Source organism: uncultured Parabacteroides sp. (assembly GCF_947855115.1).
GTDB lineage: Bacteria > Bacteroidota > Bacteroidia > Bacteroidales > Tannerellaceae > Parabacteroides.
The window spans coordinates 329,363-342,030 of record NZ_CANTZW010000001.1 but is presented as its reverse complement, the minus strand read 5'-3'; the positions used below and the strand labels follow the sequence as shown (position 1 = coordinate 342,030).

10 protein-coding genes are annotated in these 12,668 nt (G+C 47.3%); 4 read left to right on the top strand and 6 right to left on the bottom strand.

Annotated features, from left to right (window positions below):
* Window positions 1-184: 184 nt before the first annotated feature.
* Window positions 185-814 (bottom strand): master DNA invertase Mpi family serine-type recombinase, encoded by a 630-nt coding sequence (locus Q0110_RS01380; RefSeq protein ID WP_297901186.1) that lies wholly within the window; start codon window positions 812-814, stop codon window positions 185-187.
* Between the two features lie 222 nt (window positions 815-1,036).
* On the opposite strand from Q0110_RS01380, the gene Q0110_RS01375 reads away from it, so the two are divergent.
* Both Q0110_RS01375 and Q0110_RS01370 read left to right on the top strand, forming a co-directional pair.
* Window positions 1,037-3,874 carry a bifunctional fucokinase/fucose-1-phosphate guanylyltransferase gene (locus Q0110_RS01375; RefSeq protein ID WP_297901184.1) on the top strand — a complete coding sequence of 946 codons (2,838 nt, stop codon included), beginning with the start codon at window positions 1,037-1,039 and terminating at the stop codon, window positions 3,872-3,874.
* 120 nt (window positions 3,875-3,994) lie between these two features.
* On the top strand, window positions 3,995-6,553 hold the full coding sequence (locus Q0110_RS01370; RefSeq protein WP_297901181.1) for a DUF5686 and carboxypeptidase-like regulatory domain-containing protein: 2,559 nt from the start codon (window positions 3,995-3,997) through the stop codon (window positions 6,551-6,553).
* 8 nt (window positions 6,554-6,561) lie between these two features.
* On the opposite strand, the gene dinB is transcribed toward Q0110_RS01370, so the two are convergent.
* The 4 genes from dinB to Q0110_RS01350 all read right to left on the bottom strand — a co-directional run bounded on the left by dinB (window position 6,562) and on the right by Q0110_RS01350 (window position 10,497).
* Complete coding sequence (gene dinB / locus Q0110_RS01365) at window positions 6,562-7,647, bottom strand: DNA polymerase IV (protein ID WP_297901178.1); 1,086 nt, start codon at window positions 7,645-7,647, stop codon at window positions 6,562-6,564.
* 69 nt (window positions 7,648-7,716) lie between these two features.
* Window positions 7,717-9,054, bottom strand: coding sequence for an MATE family efflux transporter (locus Q0110_RS01360; protein WP_297901175.1), 1,338 nt, complete (start codon window positions 9,052-9,054; stop codon window positions 7,717-7,719).
* Window positions 9,054-9,818, bottom strand: coding sequence for a peptidylprolyl isomerase (locus tag Q0110_RS01355; RefSeq protein ID WP_297901171.1), 765 nt, complete (start codon window positions 9,816-9,818; stop codon window positions 9,054-9,056). Before Q0110_RS01355 ends, Q0110_RS01360 begins: the two co-directional genes overlap by 1 nt.
* Window positions 9,819-9,825: 7 nt before the next feature.
* A complete protein-coding gene (locus Q0110_RS01350; RefSeq protein ID WP_297901168.1) occupies window positions 9,826-10,497 on the bottom strand; it encodes a peptidylprolyl isomerase in 672 nt (223 codons plus the stop codon).
* A gap of 188 nt (window positions 10,498-10,685) precedes the next feature.
* On the opposite strand from Q0110_RS01350, the gene Q0110_RS01345 reads away from it, so the two are divergent.
* Both Q0110_RS01345 and Q0110_RS01340 read left to right on the top strand, forming a co-directional pair.
* Window positions 10,686-11,201: a cupin domain-containing protein gene (locus tag Q0110_RS01345; protein ID WP_297901165.1), complete on the top strand. Its 516-nt coding sequence runs from the start codon at window positions 10,686-10,688 to the stop codon at window positions 11,199-11,201.
* A 240-nt stretch (window positions 11,202-11,441) separates the two neighbouring features.
* Entirely contained in the window at window positions 11,442-11,744 is a 303-nt protein-coding gene (locus Q0110_RS01340; protein ID WP_297901162.1) for a hypothetical protein, read from the top strand.
* A gap of 6 nt (window positions 11,745-11,750) precedes the next feature.
* Here the strand turns inward: Q0110_RS01340 and Q0110_RS01335 are convergent, their stop codons facing one another.
* A complete protein-coding gene (locus Q0110_RS01335) occupies window positions 11,751-12,656 on the bottom strand; it encodes a nucleotidyltransferase (RefSeq protein WP_297901159.1) in 906 nt (301 codons plus the stop codon).
* Window positions 12,657-12,668 lie beyond the last annotated feature (12 nt).

Here is a 12,668-nt window from a genome sequence, read left to right as displayed (position 1 = left end):
TGAATACATGTTAACCTTGCGGCGTTTATGAATGATAGATGAATACCGGATAAAATGTTTTTTAGGATATTTCAAGTATATTTCTATCTTATTCTCCCGCAAGTTAATGGGAATAAACAAATAAACGAATGAAAAGGCTGCTAAACTAAGCTAATTTAACATACGTTAATCGTTGTTTAAGTTGTTAATCCTTCTGTATTCTTTTCCATTTCCGCGGGATTTCCGGATGAGTCTTAAGGAATTCCCTCAAGGTCTGGCGGTTCACCCCCAGTTTCTTGCTAATATATACTTTAGTCTTATGTTCTTTGATATACCGCAAGATCATCTCTTCCTTACCTTTCAGTTTACAAGTTTCCGGTCGTTCCCCTTTCGGTCGTCCTAGTTTGGCCCCTTCCACTTTTTTCCGGGCCAATGCCTCTTTGGTTCGTTGCGAGATCAGGTTACGTTCAATTTCGGCGCTTAGGCTGAATGCGAACGCTAAGATTTTACTATTAATATTATTACCGAGTTCATAACCTTCCTTTACCGTAAATACAATGATGTCTCTTTCCATACATTGATGAAGGAAACTCATAACTTGCATAAGATTACGTCCGAGACGTGACAATTCTGTCGTGATCAAGATGTCGCCTTTGCGTATTTGCTTTAATAATTTACCAAGTTGGCGATCGGCGATTACTTTTGTCCCGCTGATCGTTTCATCTACCCACCTGTCGATTCTCATGTTTCTCGATTTTGTGAATTTCTCAATCTCGAATCGCTGGTTTTCAGTAGTTTGTTTGTCTGTACTGACTCTTACATAACCGTATACCATATATCCTATATTTAATTAAACAACAACCAATATACTGGAAACAGATTGATTGATAGAGTGTTTTAGTAAAAACAAACTTTTTTATGGGTGTGTTAAAGATGTTGAGCGTGCTTGAGCTTCATACGAATTGTAATAAAAAGAGTTAATGGATATCCGTATAGAAAATTTAAGTTACTTTTGTTTTCGAAAAGTAAGATGAAGCCATTTAGAATGATCATTGGTATGAAAAAGTTATTGTCTTTACCTCCAAATTTAGTAGATTGTTTCCATGAGATAGAGCGTGTAAGCGCAGAGGAATGGTTTTGCGCTTCAGACCCGGTCGGTGCCCGTTTGGGCTCGGGGGGAGGAACGACATGGTTGTTGGAAGCTTCCCGGCGGGATGAGGCCCCGGATATGCCGGTGGAGGAGTGGCTAAGACTGGAAAAACGAATCTTGTTGCATGCCGGAGGGCAAAGCCGCCGTTTACCCGGATATGCGCCGTCCGGGAAGATATTAACTCCCATTCCTGTTTTTCGTTGGGCACGGGGGCAGAGACTGGCCCAGGATTTATTGTCTTTGCAGTTGCCTCTTTACGAACGGATCATGGAAAAGGCACCCGAGTCGCTTCATACCTTGATCGCGAGTGGCGACGTATACATTCGTGCTAACCAGCCCTTACAGGAAATCCCCGAGGTAGACGTGGTCTGCTACGGTTTGTGGGTCGAGCCTTCATTGGCTAAGAATCACGGAGTTTTTGTGTCGAGCCGTAAATCTCCGGATGTCCTGGATTTCATGTTGCAGAAACCTTCGCTAGAGGTTTTGGGAGAATTGGCGGGTAGCCATTTGTTCTTGATGGATATCGGTATCTGGTTGCTGAGCGATAAAGCGGTGCGGCTGTTAATGAAACATTCTTATACCGAGGATGGCAAAACAATGAAGGCCTATGATTTATATGCAGAGTTTGGGTTAGCTTTAGGGAAGAATCCACGTATCACAGATACGGAGCTGAACCAACTTTCTGTGGCGATCTTGCCTCTTCCAGGTGGGGAGTTCTATCATTATGGGACAAGTCGTGAGTTGATCTCCTCTACGTTGGCGGTACAGAACCTAGTCCGTGACCAGCGTGCGATCATGCAACGTAAGGTGAAACCGCATCCAGCCATGTTCGTGCAAAATGCGGTGTTGCTCCGGAAGTTGACCGCCGAGAATTCGGAATTATGGATAGAGAACAGTTATATCGGTGAGCGTTGGACGCTGCGTAGCCAGCAAATCATAACAGGTGTTCCGGAGAATAACTGGAACTTATCCTTGCCGGAAGGTGTCTGTGTAGATGTCGTTCCGGTAGGAGAGACGAGCTGGGCGGCAAGACCCTATGGCTTTAATGACTTGTTTAAAGGAGCCTTGTCCGACGCATGTACCTTATTCATGGGGAAACCTGTCCAGACTTGGGCGTTGGAGCGGGGCGTTGCCTTGAACGGGAACGGGGATATACAAGACACCCCTTTATTCCCTGTTTGCCAGACCGTGGATGAGTTAGGAAAAGTATTGCGTTGGATGATCTCGGAACCCGATGTGGAAGAAGGTAAGCATATCTGGCTTTCCTCCCGGAAAGTATCGGCGAATGGCTTGTCCGATCAAGCGAATTTACGCCGTTTGGTAGCCCAGCGGGAAAACTTCCGTAAAAAAGACTGGTCATTACTGGCTGTTAATCACGAGAAAAGCGTATTCTACCAATTGGATCTTTCGGATGCGGCACGAGCGTTCGCCGAGGATAAGATTATCTTACCGGAAGCCCTTTCCGAGGATAATCCTTTGATGAAAAGAATACATAATCATATGTTTCGTTCCCAAGTGATGAGGCTTTCGGGGGAAACGTATAAAGAGGAGGAGCAGAAGGCTTTTGCGTTGTTGCGGGAAGGGTTGGTCGGCTCTGTACGGGGATGTAGGCAACAGCCGTGTTTGAATGTTTATCGGGATCAGATCGTATGGGGGCGTAGTCCGGTGCGTATCGATCTGGCAGGTGGTTGGACAGACACGCCGCCTTATTGCCTATACGCTGGCGGCAATGTGGTGAATGTGGCGATCGAGTTAAACGGGCAACCTCCGTTGCAAGTATATATCAAGCCTTCCGGTCTTCGTAAGATCATTCTTCGATCGATTGATTTGGGGGCGATGGAAGTTATATCCTCATGGGATGAGCTTCGTGATTATAACAAGGTAGGATCTCCGTTTTCCATCCCGAAAGCGGCCTTGGCTTTGGCTGGTTTTATCCCGGAGTTCTCGGCAGAGGCTTACGCTTCCTTGGAGGCTCAGCTAGAAGCCTTCGGCAGTGGGCTGGAGATTACTTTATTGGCGGCGATACCGGCAGGGTCTGGTTTAGGAACCAGCTCGATCCTTGCGGCTACCGTGCTGGGTGCTATCTCTGATTTTTGTGGCTTGGCTTGGGATAAGAACGAGATAGGAAACCGTACCTTGATTTTGGAGCAGTTGCTGACTACCGGTGGGGGATGGCAAGATCAATACGGGGGTGTATTGCATGGCTTGAAGCTGTTGCAAACGAATGAGGGGTTTAATCAAAACCCTTTGGTCCGCTGGCTGCCGGAATACCTGTTTACCGATCCGGGCTATCAACCTTGTCATCTTCTTTATTATACGGGAATCACCCGTACGGCGAAAGATATATTGTCGGAGATCGTGCGAGGTATGTTCTTGAATAACGGGACGCATTTAAGGCTTTTGGCCGAGATGAAGGCCCATGCGCTCGATATGTACGAGGCGATCCAATGTGGAGATTTCGCCACTTATGGCAAACTGGTGGGAAAGACTTGGGAGCAAAACAAGGCACTCGATTCAGGGACGAACCCACCGACCGTAGAAGCTATCATTTCCAAGATACAGACTTATGCCTTAGGGTATAAACTGCCGGGAGCTGGTGGTGGTGGCTACTTGTACATCGTGGCAAAAGATCCGGATGCGGCGCTCCAAATCCGGAAAATATTGACCGTTTCTCCTCCAAACCCGAATGCCCGGTTTGTGGAGATGAGTTTATCGAATAAAGGGCTTCAGATTAGTCGTTCTTGAAAGAACGATTGACTTTTTTAGACCATTTGTTGTTAATTGGAATATATTGTACGTGTTTTGGAACATTTATATAAATGATCCTGTTGTACTTTTGCGGAGTTTAATGAGGTGTCAGATCTGATGGGGAAGAGAATTGTTTTTATATTGCTTTTATTGGCGTTCGCTTGGGTAGCGAGGAGCCAGAACTACATGATAAAAGGAGTCGTGACCGATTCTATCACGGGGGAGCCATTACCTTATGTGGCTGTATTATTGAAAGGGACTACGATTGGTGCTACGACAGATCTAGACGGGGCTTTCACGCTATCCTCTTCATCTAAGGTTCGTACGTTGCAGGTCTCTTATCTGGGCTATACGGAGAAAGAGTTGAGATTTGTTCCGGGAAAAGCGGAGCATTTGAAGATTCAGCTAGTTCCGACAAGTATTAATTTGTCGGAGGTGGTTATCAAGCCGGGGAAGGAGAAATACCGGAAGAAGGATAATCCTGCGGTTGCCTTTATCAAAAAGGCTATTGAGCGTCGAGAAAGTAACGATCCCCGTAACCACGATTATTTCCGGTACGATCAGTATGAGAAGATGGTCTTCGCCATGAACGATTATCAGCCGAAGCCGAGGAAGGATGGAAAGGTTGGAAAGTTTGACTTCTTGACTGATTTTATTGATACGCTGGAGATTGGAAAAACGATCTTGCCAGTGTCCGAGCGAGAGAAGATCCAGACCGTTTACTATCGTAAAGACCCGAAGACGGAAAAGAGAGTCGTCCAGGCAACAAAAGCGGCAGGTGTGGATGAGGTCTTCTCGCGAGACGGTATGCAACAATTCTTGAATGAGGTCTTCCGGGAAGTGAACATCTTCCAAAATGATATCCCTTTGTTCTTGAACCGGTTTGTAAGTCCCATGTCTACGATGGGGCCTAATTTCTACAAATATTATTTGTTAGATACCGTGATGGTAGCCGGACAGAAATGCGTGGATCTCGGCTTCGCCCCGTTTACCCCGGAGACTTTCGGTTTCACGGGGCATCTTTTTATCACGTTGGATTCTACCTATTTCGTGCAGAGGGTTAAACTGAATGTCCCGAAAAAGATCAACTTGAACTTTGTCGGCGGGATGACGATCGAACAAACCTTCGATCGTGCTCCGGATGGGACCCGTATCATCACGAAGGATGATATCAACGTGGATTTCAAGTTGACGGAGAAATCGAAAGGAATGTATGCCCGCCGCTTGAATATCTATTCGAATCAGGCGTTTGAGGCTCCGGACGATCCCAAGGTATTCGAGGAGAGCGCGCCTATTATCATACCGGTGGAGGCTTATCGCCGTTCGGCTGATTTCTGGGAGGAGAATCGTCCTGCCGAAGCGGGAACCCGTAAGCAGAATAACGTGGAATTGTTGATGGCGAAACTTCGCTCCGTACCTATTTTCTATGTGACGGAGAAGGTCGTATCGATCCTTACCTCCGGTTATATCGCCACAAATAAGGTCCCGGAGAAAAGCAAGTTTGAGTTTGGCCCGATGAATACTTATATAAGTGGCAACGCTATTGAGGGAGCTCGTTTCCGTGTCGGTGGAACCACGACTACAGCCTTTAGCAAGCGTCTTTTCTTGGATGGTTATCTGGCTTATGGCTCGAAAGACCGAGAGTTGAAATATGATGGAATCGTAGAATATTCTTTCATCGACAAGAAGGATTACCGGAAGGAATTTCCCGTGCACTCGATCCGTTTCGAGTACTTATATGATATAAACCAGTTGGGGCAACAGTATATGTATACCAACAAGGATAATATGTTCTTGGCCTTGAAACGGCAGAAGGATACGCGGGCCACGTATTTAAGGAATATGGAGCTGACGTATTACCGCGAGCATTATAACGGTTGGGCTTACGGAGCGGTACTTCGTAATTTTAAGGAGTACTCAACCGGTTATGCTGCGTTCGATCGTATCGGCCCGGACGGGCAGGTTACGGCTACAGACTCGTACCGGATGTCGGAGGTGGAGTTCAAACTCCGTTTCGCCCCGAATGAGAAATTTTACCAGACCCGCAATTATCGTTATCCGATTACGCTAGACGCTCCTGTGTTTACGTTGAACCATACGATGGCTTTCCAAGATGTATTAGGCAGCTCGTATGATTATCAGAAAACGGAGCTAGGTATCCAGAAACGTTTCTGGTTCTCGGCCTTCGGTTATGTAGATATTCTCGCGAAAGCGGGTAAGGTATGGACGAAGGCCCCTTATCCTTTGTTGATCTTGCCGAACGCTAACTTGTCGTATCTGGTACAACCGGAATCCTATACGAATATGAACGCTATGGAGTTTATCAACGACGAGTACGCTTCGTGGGATGTCACTTATTTCATGAATGGGGCCTTATTGAACCGTATACCGCTTATCAAGAAGTTGAAATGGAGGGAGGTCTTTTCTTTCCGGGGGATGTTCGGGCATTTGACGGATAAGAATAACCCGTATATCAGCGGGCAAAACGAGGGCTTGTTCTTATTCCCGGAAGGTTCCTACTTGATGGATCCGTCTACCCCTTATATGGAGGTGGGTGTCGGTATCGAGAATATTTTCAAGTTCTTGCGTTTGGATTACGTATGGCGTCTGACTTATAAGGATCATCCGGGTATCCAGACAAAAGGCGTGCGTTTCATGATGAAACTATCCTTCTAGGATGAGGGTCATTTCCAGTCGCTGAACTCAAAACTTAATTGTTCCCAGCGGTCTTTCGTATGTGGTTCCTCTTTTACGGGGTTCGATACGGACAGGCCGATTAAGCGGATGGGGTGCTCGGCGTATTCTACCTCTTTCAGCAATTCCTTGGCCAAAGGAAGTATCTTGTCTAGGGTTGTTAGCTCTTCCGGACGGCTGAGGCTTCTCGTGATCTGGTTGAAATCGTGGAACTTGATCTTTAGGGTCAATGTATTTCCCTTGAATCCGGAGCGTTCCAGCCTGCCGATCAGTTCGGTAGCCACGTGATAAAGCTCGATGATTACGGAAGACGTGCGAGAAATATCTTTTTCCAACGTATGCTCGCAACCCACGGATTTCCGGATTCGTACCGCTTCTACAGGACGATTGTCGATGCCTCTGGCAAACTCATAATATAGTATTCCCGTCTTTCCGAACTGACGGGTAAGCATCTCTAGGGAACATTCCCGCAATTGCGATCCGTTATGGATGCCAAGCGTATGCATTTTCTGGGCCGTTACGGGACCTACTCCCCAAAAAGACTCGATAGGGAGGCGTGATATGAATTCGAGTGCCTGGCTTGGGTGGATCGTGCATAATCCATCGGGTTTCCGGTAGTCCGAGGCTATTTTCGCCAAGAATTTATTGTAGGATACCCCGGCCGAAGCTATCAGGCTCAAGTTTTCCCGGATCCGTCTCTTGATCTCTTTCGCGATATCTACGGCGAGAGAGATCCCCTGTTTGTTGTCGGTGACATCCAGGAAGGCCTCGTCCAAGGAGAGGGGTTCTATGATGTCCGTATAATCATGGAAGATCTCGTGGATCTGGCGTGAGATGGATTTATATACGTCCATCCTTCCATGTACGAAGATCAGGTTGGGGCATAGGCGTTTGGCTTTCTGGGAGGACATGGCAGAGCGTACCCCGTATTTCCGGGCCTCGTAGCTGGCGGCGGCTACCACGCCTCGCTGCTCCGCATGCCCGACCGCTAGGGGTTTACCTCGCAACTCCGGGTTGTCTCGTTGTTCCACCGAGGCATAAAAGGCATCCATGTCGATATGTATTATCTTTCTCAAGCTAGCTCCTTTATTAATTGGTGTTCGCGAGTCTTTCGATATTAGTCGCGGTAAATCTCCGTTAGTTTATTAGGTCGGTGACTTCGTTAGTCTGTTGAACCGATAACTTAGCGACAAGCCCAAAGTGGTTAGACTTATCGGGAATCCGAACCAGACTCCGATCGGTCCCCATCCTAAGACGAACCCGCAGAAATACCCGATCGGCAGAGCCAGCCCGAAATGACACAGGAGGGCTATCCATGCCGTATATCTCACGTCGGCCATTCCCCGGAGCGCATTGGCGAAGAGAATCTGCAACCCGTCTCCCGGTTGATAGAGCATCGCCGACCAACCGAGCAAGGCTACCAGACTGACAATTTCCGGTTCCGACGTGAACAAGTATCCCATGGAATCCCGGAACGTGAAGATCAAGAGCATGACTACCATTATAGCGAGCATGATAATATGTAATCCGGCGAAAGATGTCCGGCGCACGTTCAGAAGGTCGTTCCACTGCTTGAACTGGCTGACACGGATGGTTACGGCTGCCGCTATCCCATAGTAAACCATAAACCCCAAGGTCGTGATTACGCCGATAACCTGATGCGCCGCTAAAGCCGCGCTTCCGATCCATCCCATCATGATGACGCTTAGATTGAACGAGCCGCTTTCTACTCCCATCTGCAGGCCGACCGGAAGGCCGAGACGGATCAAGTTCCGTAAGCTTGTCCGGTTTATGGAACCTCTCTTAAACCCCTCTAGGTAAGCCTTGTGCTTGGAATGGCGGGCGAACAGTACGCAAAAAGCGAGAAACATCACGATGCGGCTCGTCAGGGTGGAGATGCCGGCACCGGTTAATCCCAATTCCGGAGCACCGAAATGCCCGTAAATCAAGATATAGTTTCCGATGATATTTAATACGTTCGCGCTCAGCATGATCCACATGGGCGTTAGCGTATCGGTAGTTCCGTCGCTGAATTGCTTGAAGGAATTGAACAACATCGCGAATATCACCGAGAAAAGTTGCAAGGTATAATAGGGGATGATATACGGTATCAACTCGTCCGGTTGGCCTAGCTGGTCTAGGTTCAGCAGCAACAGCAGCATGCACAGGCTAAGCAATACCCCGACGATAAAATTGATGCACAGGCTGTTCTTCAAAGTCTCGCCCGCTTTATCCGTGTCTTTCTTCGCATATAACCCGCCAATGATAGGAGTGAGGCCATAGGAGAACCCCATTCCGAAGATGAAGGCTAGGTTGAAGAAGTTGTTCACGAAGGAAGCCGCCGCCAACTCGGTGGAGCTATGGTGCCCGACCATGATATTGTCGGCGAATCCCACAATAATAATCCCCAACTGCCCGAGCATGATGGGGATTCCTAATTTGATGATTTCTTTATAATGTTCCTTGTAGACCGATAGCCGCATTATAAGATCTCTACGGAGTTAATGACAATATTCTCGGTCGGGCGATCCTGTTTGTTGGTCTTGGCAGACTGGATAGCGTCTATGGTATCCATGCCTTCTACCACCTCGCCGTAGACCGTGTACTGGTTATCGAGGAATGGCGTGCCGCCGATGTTCTTGTATGCCTCGCGAAGTTCCGGGTTTAATTTCACCTCGTCTTTCCGTTTCTCGGCCTCCAACTCGGTCTTTCCGATCAGGGTATCGCGAAGGATCGCCAATTCTTCCTTGTTACCGCTGCGATATAGTTCCATGATCTTGGGTTTGTTCTCGTTTTGCAGGCGGGCGAAGATCTCTTGTCGCAGGCGGCTTTCCAGTTGTTTTTCCATCTGGTTCAGCTCTTGTTCCGAATATTTCTTCCCCGTTACGATATAGAATTGTGAAGCGGAAGAGGCCTTTTCCGGGTTCACCTCGTCTCCGGTGCGTGCGGCGCAAAGAGCGCCTTTCTTATGGAAATATTTCGGGTAACGGAACTCGGCGGGAACGGTATAGCCCAAGTCTCCTGCGCCTAGGGGCTTGTTCATCGGTGCGTCCTTGGAGGTTACGTCGCCTCCCTGTATCATGAAATCCTTGATTACACGGTGGAACAACAAGCCGTTATATTGTCCTTCTTTTACCAATTTGATGAAGTTGTCGCGATGTAATGGCGTGTCGTTATATAATCTCAACTTTATGTCTCCTTTATTGGTGCGCATAAGCACCATCGTGTCGGTTGCTTGATTTTCCATCTTATATTTATTTTTCTATGATTTTCATTGACTTGATCTTGATGTTCTTCACCGGTCTGTCATCGGCATTCGTCTCGACGAATTGTATCTTGTCTACAACCTTCATGCCGTGTATGACCTCTCCGAATACCGTATAGTTCCCGTCCAGATGAGGTGTTCCACCTTCCAGCATATAAGCTTCTTTTTGCTCCGGCGTAAACTTGATGCCTTTCTCCTTGGTCATCTTATCTAGCTCCATCTCCGTAAAGAACTTCCCGGTCACGATATAGAACTGGGTCGCGGATGAGACTTTCTCGGGATTCTCCTCATCCGGGGTACGTGCGGCACAGAGCGCTCCCCGTTTATGGAAATATTTCGGGTATACAAACTCGGCGGGAATGGTGTAGCCCAGATCACCATCGCCCAGATGTACGTCTAAAGGAGCGTCTTTCGAGTTGATATCGCCTCCTTGTATCATGAATTGCTTGATAACCCGGTGGAACAGCAATCCGTCGTAGCGGTGTTCTTTTACGTTCTTGATAAAATTATCCCTGTGCAACGGCGTGTCGTTGAACAGTTTTACCTTGATCTTACCCATATCCGTATCAATCAGCACCAATGTCTCGGTTTCTTGCGCACGCGACGGGCATAGCGAAAGGATGAATACCGAGACAAACAACATCGTAAGAATCCGTCTCATATTTGTTTCTATTAGTTTTAGATGGACAAAAATACGAATAAATATCGATATCTATTATTAAAGAAATAGGTCTAAACGCGATTTCTTTGGTAGGAAACCGTAATAGCGTTACAAACATCTGTAATATATATACAGAGGCTGTGGCATCTATAAGATAATTTTGCCGTATAAATAAAAAAGTAAGAAAGATGAAGACAAATTTGAAGGAAGGTATGAATGGTACGTCCTATGGCCGGTTCTTGAGGCTCATGGTCATGATGTCTGCCGTGTTATTATTGCTCGGTTCTTGTCTGGAAGGGAAAAAGGAGCAAGGCGTGGATACTGCCGGAACCTTGATTTTCCCGGCCGATACAAAGGCTTCGCCGGAATATAACACGGGGGAGGTCTATGTGTCTTTGCTAAAGGAATCCGGTAATACGATGATCGCTCATTTTATATTTAAGCCAAACAGCCGTAATTTCTGGCATTATCATCCGGATGCCGAGCAAACCTTGTTGGTACTAGACGGCGAAGGGTATTATCAAGAGGAAGGAGGCGAGAAACGTGTGATCCGGAAAGGCGATGTGATCGTTACTCCTCCCAATGTACGTCATTGGAATGGGGCGACACCGGATAGTTCTATCGTGTGTATGACCGTTACGGAGCATGCCATCGAGAATCATGCCGTGCAACTCCGGGCTGTAACGGATGAGGAATATGATTGATGTCCCAGAACAGCGGGTAGTGTCTTTTTGACAATTTGTAAAGGGATGCCTCGGAGAATGGATTTCTCCGGCCCGTTGTGCGACTTGTGCTTAAATACGAGAAAAAAGATTGGCAACTGATTGTTTGGTAGCTCTTTATCGAAAAACGACCTTTTATTCTAGCTGAATTAATTCATCCTAGTTCGCATTTATACGGTAGAAAACCTGTTTTTATCCGGAAGAAAGGGGCATTTCATCCGGATGCATCGTCCGATACTACCGGATGTACCGTCCGATACGACCTATCGTATGGGCAAACGCAACCTTTTGCGTTGGGCAATGCGGCCTTTCGTGTGGCAAAATGTGGCCTTTTACATGAAAACCGGTGGTAAAATGCGTCTTTTTACCCTTGGTTTATCTCTGGTTGAGTCTTCTGGGAAAACAGGTGTGTCAAATAAGTCATCTTGTTTCGGGCAAATAGACAGGAATATGGCCTTTTTGCTTTCTTGCGAGATAAATAAAAAGCCGGATCTGCTTCAAGACCCGGCTTTTATTAGCTTATAAAAAGGATTATCCGAATAACTTGCTAGGATACTCACCTGCGTCTACCAAGGCCTGTATCTTATCGACAACGCCTTGACGGTCCGCGGCGTAAGTTACCCCAAACCATTTGGAAGTCGTATCCAGTACTTTCACGCGGGCCGTACCTTCCGTGATCAGTTTATTTACCATCAACGGGATGAAATACTCGCTCTTCAAGTTACCCATGTTCGCTTTCAGGAACTCCTTGAAAAATTCCTCGGAATATTCGAAGTAATCGGGAGTGAAGCCCCACATGTTCATGGAGACCGGCGTATTTTCTTCCAGCACGACCTTCTTCCCGTTCTCGTCTATGAATTGGATATCTCCGTCGATCCGCTCGATAGCGGTGCGCTCGACAACGCCTGTCAGATAACCTTCCTCGTTGGTCGCGCAAACGCCGCGTGCTACGGAGCCGCTCTCGCTTAACGTGTTACCTACACGGTAGCCTATCATGCAGTAATCATTCTTCTTGCCGTCCATCTCAGACAATTGCTTGCCTAACACGGCGAAGCTGTCACGTCCGTAGAAATCGTCGGCGTTGATTACGGCGAAAGGCTCGTTGATGACCTTCTTGCCCATCAATACGGCGTGGTTTGTTCCCCACGGTTTCTCACGTCCTTCCGGGCAGGTGAAACCCTCCGGAAGATCGTTCAAGTCTTGGAATACAAGCTCGACCGGGATATGGTTCTCGTATTTTGAGATGATTTTCTCGCGGAAGTCTTTCTCGAAAGATTTACGGATGACGAATACGAGTTTGCCGAACCCTCCGCGGATAGCGTCGAAGATGGAATAGTCCATGATCGTCTCACCATTTGGGCCTAGACCGTCTAATTGTTTTAATCCTCCATAGCGACTACCCATTCCGGCTGCTAATACAAATAATGTAGGTTTCATGATTCGTTTCTT

Bases quoted from the DNA above. Each gene is read 5' to 3' on its own strand.
- Q0110_RS01350 (WP_297901168.1), bottom strand. From the start codon at position 10,497: ATGAGACGGATTCTTACGATGTTGTTTGTCTCGGTATTCATCCTTTCG.
- Q0110_RS01375 (WP_297901184.1), top strand. From the start codon at position 1,037: ATGAAAAAGTTATTGTCTTTACCTCCAAATTTAGTAGATTGTTTCCAT.
- Q0110_RS01335 (WP_297901159.1), bottom strand. From the start codon at position 12,656: ATGAAACCTACATTATTTGTATTAGCAGCCGGAATGGGTAGTCGCTAT.
- Q0110_RS01340 (WP_297901162.1), top strand. From the start codon at position 11,442: ATGCATCGTCCGATACTACCGGATGTACCGTCCGATACGACCTATCGT.
- Q0110_RS01370 (WP_297901181.1), top strand. From the start codon at position 3,995: ATGGGGAAGAGAATTGTTTTTATATTGCTTTTATTGGCGTTCGCTTGG.
- Q0110_RS01360 (WP_297901175.1), bottom strand. From the start codon at position 9,054: ATGCGGCTATCGGTCTACAAGGAACATTATAAAGAAATCATCAAATTA.
- Q0110_RS01345 (WP_297901165.1), top strand. From the start codon at position 10,686: ATGAAGACAAATTTGAAGGAAGGTATGAATGGTACGTCCTATGGCCGG.
- Q0110_RS01355 (WP_297901171.1), bottom strand. From the start codon at position 9,818: ATGGAAAATCAAGCAACCGACACGATGGTGCTTATGCGCACCAATAAA.
- Q0110_RS01380 (WP_297901186.1), bottom strand. From the start codon at position 814: ATGGTATACGGTTATGTAAGAGTCAGTACAGACAAACAAACTACTGAA.